Raw genomic sequence first — 21,377 nt, 5'->3', positions numbered from 1 at the left:
CGCCGACGTCATCGCATCGACCGAAAAGCTAGCGACTCCTGAAAAAAGCGGCAAGCATGTCGTCTTTCGGAGCGGCAGGTTGCGTTGTTTGCTGCTTTCCCGACCGTCCGCGGGATCGAGAATGACCCGGCCCGGCGCCTTTTTCACCTGGCCACGTCCCCGTATAAACCGCACGCGGCCTGATGAGATCGGACTGCTCGCGCTGCTCCAGCCCGTGCGCGATCCAGCCGATCGAGCGGCCAAGCGCGAACAGGCCGAATGCGGTGCCGACGGGAAGCCGCAAATGTCTGCGCAGTGCCACCAGCGCGAGATCCAGCGAGGGTTTCTGGCCGACGAGCGCGCTCCCGGCATCGATCATCCTTTTCCATTGAGGATGACGCGGCAGGATCCGCGACAACAGATACGTCGCGCGCACATCGCCGTCGGGATAGAGCGCATGTCCGAAGCCCGGCAAGCCGTCTCCCCGGGCGAGACGCTCGCCCATTTTTTGCTCGATGTCCTTATTACCCAGTTCGTCCCACAGTGCTTCGCCGCGCGCGGTGGTGGCACCGTGCCGCTCGCCCGACAGGCCGGCGAGGCCGCCGACCACGACGGCCCGCAAGCTCGCGTTCGTCGACGCAATGCATCGCCCCGTGAAGCTCGACGCGTTCAGTTCGTGATCCGCGCACAGCACGAGCGCCATCCTGATCAGTTCGGCGCCCGCAGGCCCGACGCCCCATGCCCGCGCGCATTGCACATGGATGGGTGCCGTATCGATCCGGGTTCGCAGCAGGCATGCCGCGAGAATCCGCACGAGATCGCCGCAGCCCTGCGCCTGACGATCGGTCGACTGATGCCAGATCGCCGTTGGTGCGTCCTCGCTTGCGACGGTGAAGAGCGGTAGCAGCGCCTGCTCGGCGCGTTGCTCGCCGTAGTGCCTGAAGAGCGTTCGCAGTACCGCAGGCGTCGCGGGGGCGCGACGGCCGAACGCGGTCTGCTCGTCGCATCGCCATAGCAGCGCCGCGACTTCCTCGAGACTCGCGCGGGCAGCGAGATCGAGTGCATCCATACCGCGATAGAAGAGCCGGCCAGCGTCGATCAACGTGATGCTCGATTCGAGCACGGGCGAGCCCCAGTTCAGCGCGGCTTTCGCCACTTCCTTCGGCTTGCGGCCGCGTGCGCGTTGATCCGCGAGCCGGTCGACATCGGCCGCGAGGTAGCGGCTTTCACGGTGACTGCCGCCCGGCTCAGCGCGAAGCAGGCCGCGGCTGACGTACGCATAGAGGGTTTGCCGCGAGACACCGAGCCTTGCCGCGGCTTCGGTCGAATTCAGGTAGTTCGACATCGTGCGCAGGGGGAATCGTTCGACAGGTTGATCAGGATAATCAACGTTGACAGCAAATGCGAGCGAGACGATCTTTGCGTCACCTAATTCATGCGAGGCGAACATGCGAGTCGATCAAATATCGAGGGAATGGGCCGCGGCCGATGAGGATCGGGTGTCGCGTCATCTGCGGGCGTTCTGGCTGGCGGCGGGTGGGTCCCAGGCATTCCTCGAGTCGTGCAGCTTCAGCGGATCGGGTGAACTGGTTTCGGCATTTCGCGTAACCGACATGGCCACGGCGGCGATCGGCGCGGCAGGGGTGTCCGTTGCCGAGTTGCTGCATGCATCGACCGGGGCGTTGCCGGCGGTTCGGGTCGACCGGCGCATGGCGTCGCTGTGGTTCGGCACGTCGCTGCGCCCGCAGGGCTGGAAGATGCCGCCTCAATGGGATCCGGTGGCCGGCAATTATCGGGCGCGCGATCGCTGGATCCGGTTGCACACCAACGCACCGCATCATCGGCTGGCCGCCTTGTCGGTGCTCGACTGTGCCGACGATGCACAGTCGGTCGCGCAAGCGGTGAATCGCTGGGATGCCGGTGCGCTCGAAGGCGCGATCGTCGAGCGCGGCGGTTGTGCCGCGGCGATGTACTCGGCGCAGGAGTGGGCCGAGCATCCGCAGGGCAAGTCGGTCGCAACCGAACCGTTGCTGCATGTTCATGCCGCGACCGATGCCGTCGCGCATGACTGGCGGCCTTCGAAAGACCGGCCGTTGCGCGGCATTCGCGTGCTCGACCTGACGCGCATTCTCGCCGGCCCCGTGGCGACGCGATTTCTCGCTGGCCTGGGCGCCGACGTGCTGCGCATCGATCCGTACGGATGGGAAGAACCGGGTACGGTGCCCGAAGTCGTCCTCGGCAAGCGATGTGCGCGGCTGAACCTGAAGGATGCCGCGGATCTCGATACGCTCAAGCAGTTGCTGCGCAGTGCGGATATCGTCGTGCACGGTTATCGGGCCGATGCGCTGGCGCGCCTCGGGCTCGATGCCGCGCATCGGCGCGAACTGAATCCCGCGCTCATCGACGTGTCGCTCGACGCTTATGGCTGGACGGGTGAATGGCGTTTCCGGCGCGGCTTCGACAGCCTCATTCAAACGAGCACGGGCATCGCCGAGGCGGGCATGCGCGTGATGGGCGGCGATGAACCGGTGAACCTGCCCGTTCAGGCCATCGACCATACGACGGGCTACCTGATGGCGATGGCCGCCATCCGTGGGCTGACGACACGAATGAAACAGGGCGTCGGTACCGAGGTTCGCGCATCGCTGGCGCGCACGGCGGCCGATTTGCAACTGCGGTCGGAGCCGATGAGCGAGGTGGTCGAACTGGTCGCCGACGGTCAACATGATCGTGCGGAACACGTCGAACCGACGTCGTGGGGGCCGGCATCCCGGCTCCTCCCGCCAGTGCAGATCGACGATGCACCGCTCCGATGGTTTTATCCGGCACGTGCGCTGGGTGCGTATGAGCCGGAGTGGTTGTCGTCGAACGACGATCTTTGAGGCGGTGCGATGAATCGGCGGGTGCCGGTGAGTGGCGGCGGGACGGGAGTCGACCCGGCCACCGCGACGTATTTCGCTCGGCGCAATGCGCAGGCCGTCATCATCGGACGGCGCACGAACGTGCTGGAACACTCGGCCGAAGCGATCGGCGGCGTGTTTCCCGATGCGCGTCCCGGCCTGGTCAGGTGGAACGCGTTCGGGATACGCGGGCAGGGCGGTTCGAGACTCGCGATATCGCGGCCAACGCGGCCGGCGGAGAAGGTGGCGGGCACCGACCGCCGGTGCGTTGTGCGCGTCGCGGATCGATGGGCAGGCGCTGCCTTTAGCCGCGCGTGTCGACCCAGTTGCGTGCCCAGCGGGCCGAATGCTGCAACGCCTGCTCCTCACTCGTGAAGTAATCGAGCGAATAGAACTGGTAGCGGCCTTCGGTGCGTGCGCTGCCGGCGCGTTCAAGCAGCAGGTTGGATGAAAAACTACCGTCGGGCAAACGATGCGCCGAGGGGTGAACGGCATAGCCGTTGTATTGTTGAATTTGTTTGTTCTGCATTTTAATTTTAATAATGTTCGACTGCGCGCGTGCCGTGCCGAATGTGCACGGGTGCGCCGATTCAAAGCCATTGCGGGCTGAATCTGAAGCAGTCGTAAAGCGAAAAGGGTTTCGCGGCCGGAGGGCGAATGAAGTGCAACGAGGCGTGTGGCGCTTGGCGAGCTGCTGCATGAACAGATGCAGCTAAGAGCAATCGCGCCAACTTTGGGAGACCAGTCTCCGCGAGGATGTCGCTGCAACCCGGCGTCCGTTACGGGAGGCCGGGTCCTTCAAACTTTACAGCGGCTTGATGTTAGCCGCTTGCAGACCCTTCGGGCCTTGCTTCGTTTCGAAGCTCACTTTCTGATTTTCAGCCAGCGTCTTGAAGCCGTCGGCGCGAATTTCGGAGAAGTGTGCGAACAGGTCGTCGCCGCCGTTGTCGGGCGTGATGAAGCCAAAGCCTTTGCTGTCGTTGAACCACTTGACGATACCGGTATCCATGAAGAATCCTTGAGAAAAAGAAAAATATGATGATTTGCTCTATAAAAGAGCGCGTGAAGCGTCAAGGAGGGAGAGGACAACGAATACCGCCGAGGAGCGATCAATTGATGAACAGCAATCGGACTTCTTGAACTTCGACCGACACACTAACCGGTGGGCAGTGGTGGCGTCAATCGCAATCTTGTAACAGTTTCACCAGGCGGCCCGCTTTGCGGATGAGGCGATGTGGCCCTGCCTGGCCGCGCGCGCTACCCGGGACGACGCACAAGGTCGCCACGATAAACGTGAAAGCGTGACCCGCGCTCAGGCCGAACGCCGATAGTTCGGCCCGCGTTTCCCGAACATTCGACAGGAACAAAAATGGCCGGCGAGTTGTGCGCCCGTCGGCCGCTTTGACAAGTTGCGCGCTGCGTTCTCGCTACTTCGCCGCGAGCGCACTCTGCACGCTTTTATCGACCCATGCGTTGTCGGCCACGCTCAGCTTCTGCGGAATCAGCTTCGCCGCATAAAACGCATCGGCGACACCTTGCTGGGCCGCGACGATCTTTTCGTCGAGCGGCACTGCGCCAAACGGGACGCGCTTGATCCACGTCTCGACGAGCGATTGCGGCAGGCCGACCTTCGGTGCGATCAGCGCGGCCGTGTCGGCCGGATGCGCGTTGACCCACTGGCCCGTCTCGCGCGCCTGCTTCAGGATCGCGCCGACCACGTCGGGATGCTGCTGCGCGAAGTCCCGCGTCGCTTCGTAGAAATTGTTGGTCGCCGAGAGGCCCGTGTAGTCGGACAGCGTGCGCACCTTCAACGCATTTTGCGCGGCCGCATAGTACGGATCCCAGACGACCCACGCATCGACGTTGCCGCTCTCGAACGCAGCGCGTGCATCGGCCGGTGCAAGGTACACGGGGCGGATTTCGTCGTAGCGCACGCCGGCCTTCTTCAGCGCTTCGAGTAGCAGGTAGTTCGCGCTCGAGCCCTTCTGCAGCGCGATCTTCTTGCCGCGCAGGCCGGCGACCGAGCGGATCGGCGAATCGGCCTTCACGACCACGGCTTCGTTGTGCGGCGCCGGCGGTTCCGCGCCGACATAGACGAAGTGCACGCCGGCCGCCTGCGCGAACACGGGCGGCGGCGCGCCCGTATAGCCGAAGTCGATGCTGTTCGCGTTCAGCGCTTCGAGCAGTTGCGGGCCGGCCGGGAATTCGAACCACTGGACGCCATAGCCGAGCGGCTTGAGCCGCGCTTCGAGCGAACCTTGTGCCTTGATGACCGACAGCAGGCCGGCTTTCTGGTAGCCGATGCGCACGACCTGGCCGGCGCCGCCTTGCGCGAAGGCCGACGCGGCGGACAGCGCGACGAGCGTGACGGCCGCGGTGCGGGCGATCCAGCGGGTGAAACGAATCATCGAACGGACTCCATGCAAAACGTCTTCGGGCGAGCGGTGGTGACGCTCGGTTGGAAGAATCGTCGCATGGGCGATCACGCCCGCAAACGAAGCATTGCCGATATCAATATGACGGCGGCGGGCCTATGCTTCGTCGCCGTCTTCTTTCGATGCCGATGTGCCGGACTGCCGCGCGGCCTCGTCGCTGAGTTTCTTGTCGAGGATCGTCGCGACGCGGCCGCCGAGATACGCGCTCGCTGCGGTTTCCAGCGCACGGTTCGTCTCGCCTTCGACGAACACGGCCGCGAGCGGGCGCAGGCGCCAGATCGCGTCGACCAGTTCGGGCACGTCGGTAGCGGGCGGCAGCGTGCCCGCGTCGTAGCGGTCGAGCCGCTTCACGACGAGATCGACGAGCAGTCGTGCGATCGCGTCGAAATGCGGCCGTGCGAGGCTGATCACGTCGAGCAGCTCGCGCGGCGGGATGCCTTCCTTCGTCATCGCGGCCGCTGCCTCGAGCAGCGCGGGGCTCTTCGCGACGAACGACAGGCCGCGCCGTTCGAGCAGGCCGAGTTCGGTCACGCGCGACAGCTGCGTGGTCGCTTGCGGGCCGAACATCTGCGCGAGCGCGGCGACGGAATAGGTCTTCGGCAGTTCGTGCGACCAGCGGCCGCCGATCGCGTTTTCGAGGCCGAGGATCGAACGCAGGTCATGGCCTTCGTCGATCGCCTTGATCAGGTCCTGGATGTTCGACAGCGTATAGCCGCGCGCGAGCAGGTGGTTGATCAGCTTGAGGCGCGCGACGTGCGTGTCGTCGTAGATGCCGACGCGGCCGCGCTTTTCCGGCGGCGCGAGCAAACCGCGATCCTGGTAGGCGCGGACGTTGCGCACGGTCGTGTCGGACACGCGTGCAAGTTCGTCGACCGTGTACTCGTTGCGGGAGTCCGGCGCCGCCTCGTCGGGTGTGGAATGAGTCTGTTTTGACATGCGGCCATTCTAGCGCGACGCGGGAGGCTCGGGCGAGACGGGGAGCGTGTTCGCGCCGTCGCCGAGCGGACGCTGCAGCAGTGCCGTATCGATCCAGCGGCCGTGCTTGAAACCGACGGCCTTCAGCATGCCGGCCGGCTCGAAGCCGAACGCGCGGTGCAGCGACGTCGAGCCGCCGGTGCCGCCGTCGGCGATCACCGCGATCATCTGCCGCCAGGGGCCGGCCTCGCAGCGTTCGATCAGCGCGGCGAGCAGCGCGCGGCCGATCCCGCGCCCGCGCTGCGCATCGTCGATGTAGATCGAATCCTCGATCGTGAAGCGGTACGCGCTGCGCGTGCGGTACGGCGTCGCGTACGCGTAGCCGGCCACGCGGCCGTCGCATTCGGCGACGAGGTACGGCAGCCCGTGGCGCAGCACCGCGTCGCGGCGCGCGCGCAGTTCGGCGACGTCGGGCGGTGTTTCCTCGAACGACGCGACGCTGTGGTGCACGTGGTGCGCATAGATCGCGTGGATCGCATCGAGGTCGGCGTCGGTTGAATCGCGAACGACACAGGCGGGGGCGGTGGGCATGGCGGCGGGTCCGGCGAATTCAGAACGCAAACCGCTACTATGCCGGCCGTTGGAGCGCATGGCAAAGCCGCTGGCTACTACAGCCGGCCGTCCGCCGCGTGGACCGCATCGGCAATCGCGTCCGCGACACGCTGAACGCGCGGCGACCGGCGCACGTCCGGGTGGACCACGAGCCAGATTTCGCGCTCGATGTCGCAACGCGGCGCGGCCGTCAGTTCGACGAGCGGCGCACCGGCGTGCGCGGCCGGATCGTCGACGAGAAACCGCGGCAGCAGCGCGACGCCGGCGCCGGCCGCGCACGCGCGATGCTGCGCGGCCAGGTCGTTGGTGACGAACGCGAAACGGCGCCCGGCCGCGAAGCGGGCGAGCCACTGATGCTGCGGCGTTTGCGCGAGCGCGTCGTCGTAGCCGACGAACGGCCAGGTGTCGGGCGGTGCGTCCGCCCATTCCGGCGCTGCGCACAGCGCGAAGCGCATCGTGCCGAGCCGGCGCGCGGCGAGCCCCGGCTCGGTCGGTCGCGACAGCCGCACCGCGAGATCGGCTTCGCGCGCGTACAGGTTCGCCGCGTGCATCTCGCCCAGCAGGTCGATCCGCAGCGCCGGCCATGCGCGCTGCGCGCGGGCGAGCCGCGGCGCGAGGAAATGGCTGGCGAACACCGGCGACGCCGATACGCGCACCACGCCGTCGAGCGCCGCCGCGCCCTGGGCGGCGCGCGCGAACGCATGCGCGTCGGTTTCGAGGCGTGCCGCGTGCTCGGCAAGATGCAGCCCTTCGTCGGTCGGCGGCCAGCCGCGCGGCAGCCGGTCGAACAGCCGGATGCCGAGCGAGGACTCCAGCGCGTCGATGCGCCGCGCGACCGTCGAATGCTGAACCTGCAGCGCCCGCGCGGTGGCCGACAGGCTGCCGCCGCGCATCACCGCGAGGAAATAGCGGATGTCGTCCCAGCTCATCGGCAGCGCGGACGCGGGAACGGGATCCGGATCGGTCGAATTTTGCACAGTAGATGGGCGATTAGCGGGAATTCCGATCGATTATGCACGATGGGATGATCGTGTCACTTCAATTCAATCGTGAGGAACGCCATGACCCAGACTGCCACCGCCATCCGGATCGGGATCGACCATTACGGCGACGCGGGCGTGCTGCGCCGCGTCGATGCAGCCGTCGCGCCGCCCGGCGCCGGCGAAGTGCGGATTCGCCAGACCGCGATCGGCGTGAATTTCGTCGACATCTATTTCAGGACGGGCGCGCACGCGTTGCCCGCGCTGCCGGACGCGCTCGGCGTCGAGGCGGCCGGCGTGATCGACGCGGTCGGGCCAGGCGTGACGGATCTCGTCCCCGGTCAGCGCGTCGCGTATGCAGGCATGCCGACCGGCAGCTATGCGAGCCTGCGCACGATGCCGGCCGAGCGCGTGCTGCCGATCCCCGACGGCCTGAGCGACGACGCGGCGGCGGCCGGGCTGCTGAAAGGGATCACCGTATATATGCTGCTGCACCGCGTCCGGCAGGTCGGCGCCGGCGACACGGTGCTCGTGCATGCGGCGGCCGGCGGCGTCGGGCTGCTGGCGACGCAATGGGCGCGTGCGCTTGGCGCGCGGGTGATCGGCACGGTCGGGTCGGCTGCGAAAGCCGCGCTCGTGCGTACGCATGGCGCCGAGGCGGTCGTCGATTACCGCGAGGAGGATTTTGTCGCGGCGGCTCGTGCATTCGGTGGCGGCGCCGGGGTCGATTACGCGATCGACGGAATCGGCGGCGACGTGCTGACGCGCACGCTCGGCGCGGTCCGTCCGTTCGGGATGGTCGCGAGCATCGGGCAGGTGGCCGCGATCGGCGCGCGGCAGACGTTTGATCTCGACGAACTGGGGCCGGCGCGCTCGATCGCGCTGGCGCGGCCGAGCGTGCTCGGCTTCATCGCGCGCGACGTCGACGGATATCGGGAGGCTGCGCGCGCGACGCTCGAACGGCTGGCGGGCGGGATGCACGTGGAGATCGGCGCGCGGGTGCCACTCGAACAGGCGGGCGATGCACACCGATTGCTGGAGTCGCGCGCGACGACGGGCGGGGTCGTGCTGGTGCCTTGACGGCGGGCGGAGGCGGATCGCGGTGCGGCTCGACGCTCGCGTCGCGATCCACGGGAGGTTCAGTGGTGTTTGCGCAGCGGCGCATCCTCGACGAACCACGCGAGCACGAACGCGATCGCGATGACCGTCGCCGCCGCGAGATACACGACGTGCAGCGAACCGGCGAACGCATGCAGGTACGCGTCGCGCACGGCATCCGGCAACTGGTGCACGGCGGCCGGGCCGAGCGCGGGCGGCAGCTCCGTGCCGGCCGGCAGCGCATCCATCACCCGCGACTGCAGCCCGTGCGAGAACAGCGCGCCGAACGCCGCGACGCCGAGTGAGCCGCCGATCGAACGGAACAGCGTCGCGCCCGACGTCGCGACGCCCATGTGCCGGAATTCGACCGTGTTCTGCACGGCGAGCGTGAGCACGGGCATCACCATGCCGAGCCCGATCCCGAGCAGCGCCATGTACGCATACATCGTGTGCAGCGGCGTATCGAGTGTCAGCGTCGACAGCAGCGCCATCGCGATGCCGCCGGTCAGCGTGCCCAGGATCGGGAACATCCGGTACGAACCGAGCCGCGAGATCAGCCGGCCGCTGACGATCGACGTCACGAGCATCCCGCCCATCATCGGCAGCAGCTGCATCCCAGCTTGCGACGGCGTCGATCCCTTCACGACCTGCAGGTAGAGCGGGATGAACGTGACCGAGCCGAACAGCGCGATGCCGACGACGAAGCCGATCAGGCTGACCAGCACGAAGGTGCGATGGCGGAACAGTTCGAGCGGCATGATCGGCTCGGCCGCGAGCCGCTCTTCATAAATGAAGCCGCCGATCGCGACGACGCCGAGCACGAGTGTCATCCACAGTTGCGGCGACGTCCACGGCAGCAGCGAGCCGCCTTCGCTCGTGAACAGGATCACGCAGGTGAGGGCCGTGGCGAGGAACGCGGCGCCCATGTAGTCGATCCGGTGCTTCACGTGCGCGGTGTGCGGCCGGAATGCGACGCCGATCACCGCGAGCGCGAGAAAGCCGAGCGGCAGGTTGATCGTGAAGATCCAGCGCCACGACAGGTGCTCGACCAGGAAGCCGCCGAGCAACGGGCCGATGATCGTCGCGAGGCCGTACACGCCGCCGAACATCCCCTGGTAGCGTGCGCGCCGATCGGGTGGCACCAGATCGCCGATCGCCGCCATCGTGACGACCATCAGGCCGCCGCCACCCAGCCCCTGCAGCGCGCGCAGCACGATCAGCTGCGTCATGTCTTGCGCGACGCCGCATAGCGCGGAGCCCGCGAGGAACAGCACGATCGCGGCCTGCAGCACGATCTTGCGGCCGTACAGGTCGCCGAGCTTGCCGTACAGGGGCAGCACGACGGTGGACGACAGCAGGTACGCGGTGACGACCCACGACAACTGGTCGAGCCCGCCGAGCTCGCCGACGATCGTCGGCAGCGCGGTCGACACGATCGTCTGGTCGAGTGCGGACAGCAGCATGACGAGCAGCAGCGCGGCGACGATCAGCCCGGTCGGCGCGTCGCGGCGGGCCGTTTCGGCGGCCGGCGGAGTGAGGAGGATGTCGGTTGTCATTGATATATCTGCCATGGCAGGGAATTGTGTCGAACTATAGCCATGAATAGTTGACTGGTCAATTTCTGCCCAGCCTCGATATGTTGCAACCGTAACAGGAGATTGCCGGCCCGAAAAATTGACCGGGATCAGGGGAAAGCGGGGCCGGACTCAAGTTTTTTGCAGGCAAACCGTAATACAGAGTGCTGCGGACTGATTGCCGCGGCACTTTTCACCGCTCACGTCCCGTCATGAACCTGAACGCCCTGTTTTCCCGTTTCTCGATCCGTACGCGGATCTTCTCCACGCTCGGCCTCGTCGCCGTGCTGCTCGTCGTATCGGGGCTGATCGGCCTCGCCGGCATGCAGAGCTCGAACCGTGCGCTCGACGAGGCCTATACGCAGCAACTGGCTGCGAAGACCGCGCTGTCGGCGGCCAGTCTGAACCTGACGATCGTGCGTACCACGCTCGATCGCGCCATGCTGCATCCGGAAGCGCCGGAAGTGCCCGATCTCGTCAAGAAAGCCGAGAGCTATCTCGCGAAGGCCGACACCGCATGGCGCGGCTACGCGTCGATGCCGCACGACGGCGACGAAGGCCCGCTCGCGAGCGGCCTCGACGCCGCGCGCCAGGCGCTGATCGGGCAGGCACTGAAGCCGATGATCGACGCGGTCCGCGAAGGTCGCCGCGACGAGGCAGACCGGCTGCTGATGTCGGTTGCGCCGCCGCTGTCGGTCGCGCTCACGCAGGCGACCGATGCGCTCGATGCGTACCAGGTGGCCCGCGGCAAGGATGTGTACGACACCGCGCAGACCTATTACGGCTGGATGCGCGCGGGCGCGATTGCCGGTATCGCATTCGGCTTGGCCGCGTGCCTCGGCTGCGCGATCGGCCTGCATTACGCGATCACGCAGCCGGTGAACCGGCTGCTGTCGCACTTCCGCCGCCTGTCGGACGGCGACCTGACCTCGGAAGTGCGCTGGTCGTCGCGCGACGAGATGGCCGAGCTGGTCAAGGGCGTGACCGGCATGCAGCGCAGCCTTGCGGACACCGTGCGCCAGGTCAGCCAGGGTTCCGAGGCGATCTCGACGGCGACGCACCAGATCGCGGCCGGCAACACCGACTTGTCGCAGCGCACCGAGGAGCAGGCGTCCGCGCTGCAGGAGACGGCCGCGAGCATGGAGCAGCTCACCGCGACCGTGAAGCAGAACGCGGACAATGCGATGGAGGCGCAGGCCTGCGCGGATACCGCGAGCGAGATCGCGATGCGCGGCGCGACAGTCGTCGGTGAAGTGATCGGTACGATGACCGAGATCGACCAGAGCTCGCAGAAGGTTGCCGACATCATCGGCACGATCGAGGGCATCGCGTTCCAGACCAACATCCTCGCGCTGAATGCGGCGGTCGAAGCCGCGCGCGCCGGCGAGCAGGGCCGCGGCTTCGCGGTGGTCGCGGGCGAGGTGCGCACGCTTGCGCAACGTTCGGCGTCGGCGGCGAAGGAAATCCGCACGCTGATCGGCGAATCGGTCGAGCGCGTCGCGACTGGCTCGCGGCTCGTCGGCATGGCCGGCACGACGATGCAGGACATCCAGCAGGCGATCGGACGCGTGACGGGCATCATGACCGAGATCGCGGCCGCGTCGAGCGAGCAGCGCGACGGGATCGAGCAGGTGAACCGCGCGGTGTCGCAGATGGACCAGGTGTCGCAGCAGAACGCGGCGCTCGTCGAGCAGGCCGCGGCTGCTGCCGCGTCACTGGAAGAGCAGGCCGACGGGCTGCGCCGCGCGGTGGGGGCGTTCCGGGTGGCTTGATCGATGGTGGGGGTGGTTGAGAGCAGTGCGACCGCCGACTGCGTCTGTTTTCGCCCCCGCTTCAATTCATTCGCGATTGTGGCGTCGTGATTGTGCCGACGCCGCTAGCGGGATGGTCAGACGTCAGGACCCGAGTCGAGCCGGATCGTCTCGCACAGCACCGCAACCTCTGCGCCACATGACGGCTCGAGTACGAACAACGCCTTTCGACCGGCGTCGAAATCGGCCAGATACTGATTGAGCCGAGAATCGTCGACATTCGCTGCGTCGAAATCCTCCCTGCTGCCTATCCATTTCAGCCACTGGCGCACCTCTGTCTGCGAAAACGGATAGACGGGAGACAGCAGAAGGCGTGACACGACATTCTGTTGCGTAAAATCGATGATTCGCAGGGAAATGACGCCGGTGAAGCGAAAGGAATGGATTTCGCCGCCGACTCGACGGAATCGAAGCCGCAACTCCTGATCGGCCGGACGATGGTCGATCGTGACGAGCTCCGCATCATGGAAGGTCGGGATGCTGTCGGGCCTCATCATGTGTGCTCAAAAGAGGGGCAGTCTGGCGCGAAGCCAGTCCCACTTGGTTGGCGGAATTGAAATCGACCTCATCACATCACTCTTCGAATTGTCGTAGTAAATGATCGAATCCATGGCATCGATCAAATCTCGCTCGGATGCCGAATTTACGTAATACGAAAAATATCTCTGCGCAAGTAATTTCCCGCTGACATCCAAAACTTGAAATTTTATCTCGGTTCCGTTCTTGATGTCGGCTCCGCACAGCTTCGCAAAATACGTGGTGCCATGAAATTCTTTGCTTCCGCCATGTAATTCTTTCGTATAAAAATCGCAACGCCCGTAGTTCGGTCGATTGAGGTGAAAAAACAAGCCGATACCAAGGTAAATAATAATGGCTAAGCCAATGTATCTGACGGCTCTAATCTGCATATCTCACCAAGTTTAAGTTCAATTGGCTTCTTCAGCTTCACGTAGGCCGGTTTTGAATATATCATGAGATCTCCGCCGCGATGATGCTTTTCTCGCCAGCGGCTGTAGTCTACGTTGTAAATGGGAAAATAGACGTCCGGTTCCTTGAATTTTCCAAAAAGACCTTTTCGTGTGTCAACGGGCCTGTTGATGCTCTTTGCCCAGATGTCGATATCGGAGTCTCGCTTTGGTGAGCTTGATCCTGTAAGCAGTGAGCCAGGTGCAATGATTACGCCGTGCTTGTTCCAGTGTCCCAAATATTGTCCGCCGTTGAACGAGTAGTTGTCTTTTATGTAGATGTACACGTGCGTAATTTTCCCGACTGCGTCGGTGCAATAAATGTTGGTCGTTTTTTCATATCTGAAATATTTTTCGCCAGAAATCTCAACGTTGCCTATGGCGGCATAGATGTTGAAATTTGCCAGTGCGCCCGTGAGGTCGGTCGGCGCCAGATTTTCCAGGGTATCCCAGTCACTTATTGCGGCAAACTGAAATTGCCAATCGATATGAAATTGAAGAATATCTTTTGTTGATTGGCCGGTGTTGAGGCTGAGGTTTGTTCCTCTTTCCTCCAGAAACCGTTTGTTGATTCGGTTGAAAATCTTAATTTTGGCCAGATCGATAGCTGCGTCTCGGAAAACGTCGCTTTTAAGAAGCTTTTCGTACTTCCTTTTGACGTTTCCGAATTTCAACGCCCAATCAAGAGTGACGGCTCTATCATTCAATGGTTGAATTGAAGTTGCGTTGTCATTGTAAGTATGCGCAGGGCTCGCGAACCAGATTCGCGCAAGTTTGGCTGAGACCTTCCAGCCCAGATTGTCCATCGCAATCGGTACGTCTTGAAGGTCGAAGGGCGGCGGGTTTTCGCAGACTTCGGCGTCTGGTGGCTTCGGTGGTTCCTTGACCATCGCCTGGTCGGTTTCCGGCAATGGGTCAGATGCAGAACTCTGCCTGGTAACACTAGGTGCTTCGGGCGTCGTCTTGGGAAGAGGGTGCGGCGGCTTTTCCCCCGGCGCCAGTCTGTCGAGTGAAACGCCTTTCTGAGTCTCAAGGGGAATGCACCCTCTGGAGCCCTGATATTCCCTCAGCTCTGATCCAAACAGCCCTTTCCGCGGCTTGTAGTACGGCACCTTCTTTACGTCGGCCATCGAATATCCCGTGCGCAGCGAATGGCCAGGCATCGTAACGACGTGCCGCACGGGGATAAACCATCAGGGGTCGCCGGAATCGCGAAGAGGGCGACCCGTTCAGGGTTTGGGGCGAAACGAAATGTGCCCGATTGTGTCGGCGCGTAATGCCGGGGATCCGGAGATCGTCCCCGTGCCGGACGAGCCGCTCTCCGGCGTCAACCCGCCCCAAGCTGCGCGGCCGCGCGTGACGACGCGACGATCAGCAGCTTCATCGTCGCACGTGTCGCACCGACGAACAGCTTGCGCGCGGCGCGCGCGTCGAGCGCGTCGAAGTCGACCTCGGTGAGGATCACGCACGGCGCCGACTGGCCCTTGAAGCGATAGATCGAATCGAGCAGCACGTCGCCTTCGCGATACTCCGGGTTGCCGAACAGGTCGTACTTGCCGGTGAAGCTCTTGAGCCGGTGCGGGCCGAGCTGGTCGAGCGGCGCGAGCACCGAGCCTTCGCGGCCGCGATACGAGAGCACCGCGATGTCCTGCTTGCGAAAGCCGAGCGACAGCGCGTGCGTGATCGCCCGCTTGGTCGCGTCGATGCAGGCTTCGGCCAGTGCGTCTCCCGACGCGCCTTCTTCCCCGTACGCCGACACCGACGGATCCGAACCGTCGAACGGGCTGCCCGAGCGCAACTCGGCCGCAAGCGGTTCGACCCGGCCGACGATGTCGCGCACGAATTCGAGCAGGTCGCGCGGGCTGCGGTAGTTCGTGAGCGCCTTCAGCGTGACCCAGCCCGGCAGCGCGACCGGTTCGCGCATGTACAAATTCTGCAGCGGATCTTCCAGCCACCACCATGCGCCATCCGGCGCCAGCAAGCGCTCCAGGGCGGCCACCCACGGCGCGTGGAAATCCTGCCCTTCGTCGACCACCAGCACATCGAAGCGCCAATGCTCGGGAATCGGCGTTTGCGCGAAGCGCGCTTCGAGCCGCTCGAATTCGCCGGGTACCTGGAAGTCGGGCGTATAGCCGCCGTCGCGCGCGACCCAGTCACACAGCTGGTGGTAGTTCGCGATCTTCGCGCCGGGCGGCGCGATGCGCGCGATGTAGTCGGCGAGCGGCCGGTTGAAGCACACGTAGAGCACGCGCTTGCCGGCCGCGACGGCATCGCGCATCGCCTGCACCGCGAGCTGCGTCTTGCCCGAGCCGGCCGTGCCGGTGACCCGCAGCCGGAACGGCGCGAATTCGAGCTGGCGCGCCCACGCGGCGAGCCCGCCCGACAGCCGCGTGACGAGCGTGCCGGCCTGGCCGACGAGCGCGCTCGTGTCGGGCGTGAGTGCAAGCTCGTCCGCGAGGAAATGGTGGAGTTTCGGTGCGTTCGGAAAGTGCTCGTCGTCTTCGGGCAGGATCTGCAGGATCACCTGCGCGAGCTGCGCCTTGCGCGACGCATCGACGATGCGGTCGGCCGCGACGCCGGCGATCGACGCGTCGCGGATCGAGTAGTCCGGGCAGTACAGCAGCGCCTCGACGCCGTAGACGCCCGCGCCGAGCGCAGCCGTCAGGCGCCGGTGCAGCGTTTCCTGCGTGCGTGCAAGCTGGATCGGGACATTGCGTTCCTTCTGCAGATAGACCTTCACGAGCCCTTTCGGCGTTTCGCGCAGGAAGCCGGCTTTCTGCTCGATCAGCAGCACGCGGCCGGCCGGGCTCACGACGACGAACGCCGCTTCGCCGAACACCGAGAACCCCTGGTCGGCGCGGGTCCAGTGCACGCCGTGATACACGGTGTAGCTGTCGGGCAGCGTGCGTTCGAGCGCAGCGAGCGTTTCGCGCTCGCGTTCGGCCGCGCCGATCGCGGCGAGGCTTTTCCAGTCGTCGGGGATGAGGCGGGCCATGGCGTCGTGCGGCGGATGCCGGCGTGGGCGTGAACAGGTGCGGCTATTGTACTGAGCTATGAACCTGTTCACGACCGCCGTGCCGCGCGGACGTCGACCGTCCGGGGGAGATGCGGCCCGGAGGCGTTACCCGCGTGCGAGCCGTTTCGCGAGATCGGCGCTGAGGATCGCCATGCGCGCGGGCTTTTCGTAGCAAACCACGTCGAACGCGCGGATCACTTCGCTGATGTCGGCTTCGCTCGCGCGGCCGGTGAGCAGGTCGCCCGTCAGCACGAAGATCGGCGCGCCCGGGTTGTCGGACGTGCGCACGGCCTTGATCGCGGTGGCAGCGGTGCTGTCGTCGAACAGCCACTCGGTCAGGACCGCGTCGAATGCCTGGCCCTGCAGCGCGTCGACGAACGGCGCAAGGCCGTCGAATGCGGCCGTCGCGAAACCCTGGCGTTCGAGATAGCGGCACAGCTCGGTCGCGCTGACGCGATCGGGGTCGATCACCGCGACGACGAGCTTGTCGCTCTCCGCGCGGCGCGGATAGATCTCGATCTTGTGCACGTCGTACGCGTTCTGGTACAGCACGCCGGTGTGGCGCAGCACGCGCCAGCGGCCGTTTTGTTCATACGCGACGAATTCGGGGCGCGCGCCGGCTTCGAGCGGCGCGCCGATCCATGCGGTGCACGGAATCTCGGCGACGCCTGCGTAAAGCACGGCTTCCTGCGAATAGGCGCCGACCATGCCGGGGTCGAGCGTTTGCGCGCCGAACAGCTGCGCGGCGGGTTCGCCGTACGCTTCGGCGACTTTCTTGATCTGCGCGAGCGTCCAGGGGCTGCTGCCGCGCAGTTTGCGGTGGCCTTGCGAGAAACTCAGGTCGAGGATGCGGCACAGCTCGGTGGTCTGCTGGCGCTTGCCGATGCCGTTGCGGGTCATCAGCTCGCGCACGCGCTCGGCAACCGCGAGGGAATCCGTGGTGATTGCTTCAGTGGTCATGCTACGGGAACGGATCGTGACGTTCAGAACGACGCCTTGCGGCAGTCTCGACGGACAGTCTTCATGACGTCCAGGGGCGAGCCGACCGGCCACGCGCGGAAAAGATAACTTTACCGCAAAATGGTCGTTATTCAGCGCGGTGAAAGGTGCGTTTGTGTGAAAGGTGTGTCACGACGTTACCACCGCCGCCCGTATCCTGACGTATTAACGCCTGACAGGAAACAATGACGACAACCTATCCGCTGCACGATGCCCTGACCCTCGCTGACACAGCATTCCCGGCCGAAGCCGACGTCGTGATCGCCGGCGCCGGCATCATGGGCTGCGCAGCCGCGTATTACCTGGGCCTGCGCGGCCTGAAGGCCGTCGTGCTCGACAAGTCGCGCATCGCCGGGCAGCAGTCGACACGTGCGTGGGGCTTCGTTCGGCAGCAGGGGCGCGAAGCGGCCGAGGTGCCGCTGATGATGGCCGGCATGCGGATCTGGGAGGGGTTAGAGGAAACCCTCGGTTTCGATCTCGAATGGCGGCAGGGCGGCTGTCTTTATATTGCGGACAACGAAACGGACTGGGCGTCGTTCAATGCGTGGCTCGCCGTTGCGCGCGAGTACGGGCTCGACACGCGCACGCTGACGCGCACGGAGATCGATGAACGCGTCAGCGGCCTTTCGCCGCAGGCACTCACGCTCGGCGGGCTGTACACCGCGACCGACGGGCAGGCCGAGCCGCGCCGCGTGGCTGCCGCGTTCGCCGCGCGTGCCGCCGAGGCGGGCGCGCGCTTCTTCGAAGGCTGCGGCGTGACCGCGATCGAGATGGCCGGCGGCGCGGTGGCCGGCGTCGTGACCGAGCGCGGCACGATCCGCACGCGGCGCGTGATCTGCGCGGCCGGCGCGACCAGCTTCCGGCTGCTCGACGGCGTCGGCATCCGGCTGCCGCAGCAAGCCGTACGCGGCACCTGCATGCGCACCAATGTGGTGCCGCCGGTGTCGGCGTCGACGGTGTGGGGCCACGGCCTCGGCATCCGGCAGCGCAAGAACGGCGCGATCAATCTTGCCGACGACATGCAGGTCGACGTCGACCTGACGCTCGGCCACCTGCGCGGCTTGAGCCTGTTCTGGCCGGAATTCTGGTCGCAGCGCGACAAATTCCGGCTGCACGTGAACGGGGCTGCGTGGCGCGATGCACTTGCCCGCATCAACGGCGCGACCGGGCCGATCGAGCCGCGCGATCCGCAGCCGCAGCCGAATCGCGCGCATGCGCCGCGCGCGCTCGCGAAGCTCAAGACGATCTTCCCCGCGCTGAAGGACGTGCAGATCGTCGAGGCCTGGGCCGGCCTGATCGACGTGCTGCCCGACGGCATTCCGGTGATCGATGCGCCGGGTACGCCGTCCGGGCTCGCGATTGCGACGGGGTTCTGCGGCCACGGTTTCGCGATGGGGCCGATCGTCGGGCGGCTGCTTGCCGAATGGATCGACACGGGCGCGCCGTCGCTCGACCTGTCGGCGTTTCGCGCGCAGCGCTTCGTCGATGGAACGATGGTGCGGCCGCGCAGCATGCTGTAACGGACGAATCGACGCGATGACGTCGGCCGGTCGCGGCCGACCCATCGTAGAATCGAGCCCGCATCCTTCAGGAGATTCCCCGTTGGCTTCGCCCTCCGCCCAGCGCCGCTCGTTGCGCTCACGCCTGCGTCGCGCCCGCAATCCGTGGCAGGCGCCGCGTGCGCGCACGCTGTTCACGCGCCCCGCGACGTCGCCGCGGCGCACGCTGCTGTTCCGTATCGGCGCGGTCGTGCTGCTGTGCACGCTCGCGTTCCTCGTGCTGTATCTCGATCGCGACGGCTTGCGCGATTCGACCAAGAGCACGCCGATGACCGTCGCCGATCTCGTCTACTTCACGATGGTCACGGTCGCGACGGTCGGCTACGGCGACATCGTGCCCGTCACCGCGCGGGCGCGCCTGATCGATGCGTTCTTCATCGTGCCGATCCGCATCGTCATCTGGTTCATTTTCCTGGGCACGGCGTATCAGTTCGTGATCCAGCGCGTCATCGAGGAATTCCGCATGAAACGCCTGCAGAAGCAATTGTCCGATCACATCGTCGTCTGCGGTTATGGCCTGTCCGGCTCGATCGCGGTGCGCGAACTGCTGGAGAGCGGCGTCGATCCGGCGACGCTCATCGTGATCGATTCGCAGCAGCAGGCGATCGAGGCCGCGACGTCGCTCGGCGTGGCGGGCTTGCTCGGCGATCCTGCACACGAAGATCTGCTGCAGCAGGCACAGGTGCGTGAAGCGAAGGCCGTGATCATTTCGGTGACCGACGATCCGACCGCGATCCTGCTGACGTTGTCGGTGCGCAGCATCGCGCCCGATACGAAGATCGTCGTGCGGATCCAGGAGAACCTGTACCAGCGGCAACTGCGGCAGGCGGGCGCCGACGTGATCGTGTCGTCGACGAAGATCGGCGCGCTGCTGCTCGCGGATGCCGTGCACAGCCGCTATATCGTGCCGTTCGTGAACGACATGCTGTCGACCCGCGGCCGCGCGACGCTGCTGGAGCGCGAGGCGATGCCGCAGGAGGTCGGCTGCATGACGAACGTCGTGCCGGGCGCGATCGTCGTCGGGCTCGATCGATGCGGGAAGATCTTTTCGTTCTACGAGGACCCGCCGTGCCGGATCGAGGCGGGGGATACGCTGGTCGTGATCCAGTCGGCGCGGATTCCTGATCCGGATATCTGAGCACGCTCAGATCGATGTGCACGCGGCGAGCGCCCGCACGTCGGGAACGTGCTCGATATCCATCACCAGCGCTCTGAGCTGATGAACCTTCTCGCGCGGCAACGCGATCGACGCGTTGTCTTCAAACTTGCCGACGATTTCTGCCTCGCTCGCCGGATTGGCCTGCGCGCCGCGATTGGCCGCCATCCGATGCTCGAAGGTCCGGGCATCCTTCAGCTTGATCCTGACCCACCCGGGGAATGAACCGGGATAGCCGGTATCGTCGGACTCCGTGAATTTCAGCCTTCGGGCCAGCTTCAGGATGCTGTCGTCCTTGATGGTTTCGTCGCTGAACTCCCGGAGTCCGACCTTGCCCCGGTGCAACATCACCGACACGACATAAGGCAGGCTGAACTTCGCCGTGTACGCCGTTTTCGGCTCGTAGCGATCTTCCCGCGGGTGGCAAAGAAGCTCCGCCTGCATCGGTGAAATGACGCATTCGATTTCGTCGATGTCATCCAGCGAAAACGGATTCGCTTCGCGGATCTCCTTCACGCAATCGAGAAACGCCTGCGTGTGATGGCAGCAGGGGTACAGCTTGTACGCGATGTCGTTCACTTCCCACGTGGTCCCGAGATTGGCCGCGGCCTTTTCCAGATCGTAGTTGCCTTCCGGCAGAAAGGAATTGAAGAAGCCGTATCGCCCCTCGAACACGGTGTTCGGGCCCGTGACGCCTTCCTGCGCCAGGATGCTCGCGATGATCCCGCTGTACGCCGCCCACCCGGGCTGAATCTGCTTGAGCGAGGACTTCGCATTCAGGCATTCGAGGATGCCCGACGCCTGGCTCCCCGCGATGCCCAGCGCATTGCATTGCACGCCGGCGTCCAGGTCGCTCAGCTTGCCGGCGATCAGGACCGCGCCGAAGATCCCGACCAGCGACGTGGCGTGGTAGCCCCTCATGTGGAAGATGCCGGGCGCGGCCATGCCGAGCCTCGTCGTCGTTTCGTAACCGGAGACGACTGCAGTGAGGAAATCCCTTCCGCTAGCGCCGACCGATTCCGCGACGGCGAGGCTCGCGGGCACGACCACCGAACTGATATGGATCACCGAACCTTGATGCGTATCGTCGAAGTCGGGCCCGTGGGCTGCGCTGGAATTGATCAGCGCGGCAGCGGCAGCGGAAAACTTGCCCGTGCCGCCGATGATGGACGATTCCGGGTGCGTGCCGATGCGCGCCATGGCTCGTTTGACCGCCTGCGCGGTGTCGTCTTGCGATGCGGCGAGGCAGATGCCGATCGTATCGAGCACATGCAGCTTGGCGTTGGTCAATGCGTCGGCGGGGATGTCGGAGAAATCGAGCTGACGGGAGAACTGGATGAGTTGTTCGGAGAGAGTCATGTCAGGCATTTCGCAATCT

General features: G+C 65.2%; 19 protein-coding genes. 5 read left to right on the top strand and 14 right to left on the bottom strand.

Annotated elements, in window-relative coordinates; translation table 11 throughout:
- Nucleotides 1-28: 28 nt before the first annotated feature.
- Nucleotides 29-1,324, bottom strand: coding sequence for a citrate synthase family protein (locus BCO18175_RS31535; protein ID WP_174986872.1), 1,296 nt, complete (start codon nt 1,322-1,324; stop codon nt 29-31).
- A gap of 103 nt (nt 1,325-1,427) precedes the next feature.
- Here BCO18175_RS31535 and BCO18175_RS31530 point away from each other — a divergent pair, with 103 nt between their 5' ends.
- A complete protein-coding gene (locus BCO18175_RS31530) occupies nt 1,428-2,861 on the top strand; it encodes a CoA transferase (protein ID WP_174986712.1) in 1,434 nt (477 codons plus the stop codon).
- A gap of 322 nt (nt 2,862-3,183) precedes the next feature.
- On the opposite strand, the gene BCO18175_RS31525 is transcribed toward BCO18175_RS31530, so the two are convergent.
- From BCO18175_RS31525 to BCO18175_RS31500, 6 genes are all read right to left on the bottom strand, one after another.
- Nucleotides 3,184-3,408 (bottom strand): hypothetical protein, encoded by a 225-nt coding sequence (locus tag BCO18175_RS31525; protein WP_174986870.1) that lies wholly within the window; start codon nt 3,406-3,408, stop codon nt 3,184-3,186.
- Between the two features lie 276 nt (nt 3,409-3,684).
- Nucleotides 3,685-3,888 carry a cold-shock protein gene (locus tag BCO18175_RS31520; protein WP_006485974.1) on the bottom strand — a complete coding sequence of 68 codons (204 nt, stop codon included), beginning with the start codon at nt 3,886-3,888 and terminating at the stop codon, nt 3,685-3,687.
- Between the two features lie 418 nt (nt 3,889-4,306).
- A complete protein-coding gene (locus BCO18175_RS31515; RefSeq protein ID WP_174986710.1) occupies nt 4,307-5,287 on the bottom strand; it encodes a sulfonate ABC transporter substrate-binding protein in 981 nt (326 codons plus the stop codon).
- Between the two features lie 123 nt (nt 5,288-5,410).
- Nucleotides 5,411-6,250 (bottom strand): MerR family transcriptional regulator, encoded by an 840-nt coding sequence (locus tag BCO18175_RS31510; protein WP_174986708.1) that lies wholly within the window; start codon nt 6,248-6,250, stop codon nt 5,411-5,413.
- A 9-nt stretch (nt 6,251-6,259) separates the two neighbouring features.
- A complete protein-coding gene (locus BCO18175_RS31505) occupies nt 6,260-6,820 on the bottom strand; it encodes a GNAT family N-acetyltransferase (RefSeq protein ID WP_174986706.1) in 561 nt (186 codons plus the stop codon).
- A 77-nt stretch (nt 6,821-6,897) separates the two neighbouring features.
- Nucleotides 6,898-7,770: a LysR family transcriptional regulator gene (locus tag BCO18175_RS31500; RefSeq protein ID WP_174986867.1), complete on the bottom strand. Its 873-nt coding sequence runs from the start codon at nt 7,768-7,770 to the stop codon at nt 6,898-6,900.
- A gap of 132 nt (nt 7,771-7,902) precedes the next feature.
- Here BCO18175_RS31500 and BCO18175_RS31495 point away from each other — a divergent pair, with 132 nt between their 5' ends.
- Nucleotides 7,903-8,901 carry a quinone oxidoreductase family protein gene (locus BCO18175_RS31495; protein ID WP_174986704.1) on the top strand — a complete coding sequence of 333 codons (999 nt, stop codon included), beginning with the start codon at nt 7,903-7,905 and terminating at the stop codon, nt 8,899-8,901.
- Between the two features lie 59 nt (nt 8,902-8,960).
- Here BCO18175_RS31495 and BCO18175_RS31490 read toward each other — a convergent pair whose 3' ends face one another.
- Nucleotides 8,961-10,475: an MDR family MFS transporter gene (locus BCO18175_RS31490; protein ID WP_174986702.1), complete on the bottom strand. Its 1,515-nt coding sequence runs from the start codon at nt 10,473-10,475 to the stop codon at nt 8,961-8,963.
- A gap of 230 nt (nt 10,476-10,705) precedes the next feature.
- Between BCO18175_RS31490 and BCO18175_RS31485 the strand changes: the two genes are divergently transcribed.
- Nucleotides 10,706-12,265 carry a methyl-accepting chemotaxis protein gene (locus BCO18175_RS31485; RefSeq protein ID WP_174986700.1) on the top strand — a complete coding sequence of 520 codons (1,560 nt, stop codon included), beginning with the start codon at nt 10,706-10,708 and terminating at the stop codon, nt 12,263-12,265.
- Nucleotides 12,266-12,381: 116 nt separating this feature from the next.
- On the opposite strand, the gene BCO18175_RS31480 is transcribed toward BCO18175_RS31485, so the two are convergent.
- The 5 genes from BCO18175_RS31480 to BCO18175_RS31460 form a co-directional block, all read right to left on the bottom strand.
- Nucleotides 12,382-12,801, bottom strand: coding sequence for a hypothetical protein (locus BCO18175_RS31480; protein ID WP_174986698.1), 420 nt, complete (start codon nt 12,799-12,801; stop codon nt 12,382-12,384).
- A 6-nt stretch (nt 12,802-12,807) separates the two neighbouring features.
- A complete protein-coding gene (locus BCO18175_RS31475) occupies nt 12,808-13,212 on the bottom strand; it encodes a hypothetical protein (RefSeq protein WP_174986696.1) in 405 nt (134 codons plus the stop codon).
- Complete coding sequence (locus BCO18175_RS31470; RefSeq protein WP_174986694.1) at nt 13,179-14,399, bottom strand: DUF6402 family protein; 1,221 nt, start codon at nt 14,397-14,399, stop codon at nt 13,179-13,181. Before BCO18175_RS31470 ends, BCO18175_RS31475 begins: the two co-directional genes overlap by 34 nt.
- A gap of 197 nt (nt 14,400-14,596) precedes the next feature.
- The gene (locus tag BCO18175_RS31465; RefSeq protein WP_174986692.1) at nt 14,597-16,264 is read right to left on the bottom strand and encodes an ATP-binding domain-containing protein; all 1,668 of its coding nucleotides are present in this window, start codon (nt 16,262-16,264) and stop codon (nt 14,597-14,599) included.
- A gap of 126 nt (nt 16,265-16,390) precedes the next feature.
- A complete protein-coding gene (locus tag BCO18175_RS31460; RefSeq protein ID WP_006485970.1) occupies nt 16,391-17,245 on the bottom strand; it encodes a helix-turn-helix domain-containing protein in 855 nt (284 codons plus the stop codon).
- A gap of 224 nt (nt 17,246-17,469) precedes the next feature.
- On the opposite strand from BCO18175_RS31460, the gene BCO18175_RS31455 reads away from it, so the two are divergent.
- Both BCO18175_RS31455 and BCO18175_RS31450 read left to right on the top strand, forming a co-directional pair.
- Entirely contained in the window at nt 17,470-18,804 is a 1,335-nt protein-coding gene (locus tag BCO18175_RS31455; protein ID WP_174986689.1) for an NAD(P)/FAD-dependent oxidoreductase, read from the top strand.
- A gap of 82 nt (nt 18,805-18,886) precedes the next feature.
- Nucleotides 18,887-19,981 carry a potassium channel family protein gene (locus tag BCO18175_RS31450; protein WP_174986687.1) on the top strand — a complete coding sequence of 365 codons (1,095 nt, stop codon included), beginning with the start codon at nt 18,887-18,889 and terminating at the stop codon, nt 19,979-19,981.
- Between the two features lie 6 nt (nt 19,982-19,987).
- Here the strand turns inward: BCO18175_RS31450 and BCO18175_RS31445 are convergent, their stop codons facing one another.
- Nucleotides 19,988-21,358, bottom strand: a complete 1,371-nt coding sequence (locus BCO18175_RS31445) for an MmgE/PrpD family protein (protein WP_174986685.1) — start codon at nt 21,356-21,358, stop codon at nt 19,988-19,990.
- Nucleotides 21,359-21,377: the final 19 nt, after the last annotated feature.

Source organism: Burkholderia lata (assembly GCF_902499335.1).
Taxonomy (GTDB): Bacteria; Pseudomonadota; Gammaproteobacteria; order Burkholderiales; family Burkholderiaceae; genus Burkholderia; species Burkholderia lata_B.
The sequence above is the reverse complement of the archived record's forward strand: the minus strand, read 5'-3'. Positions and strand labels throughout refer to the sequence as shown.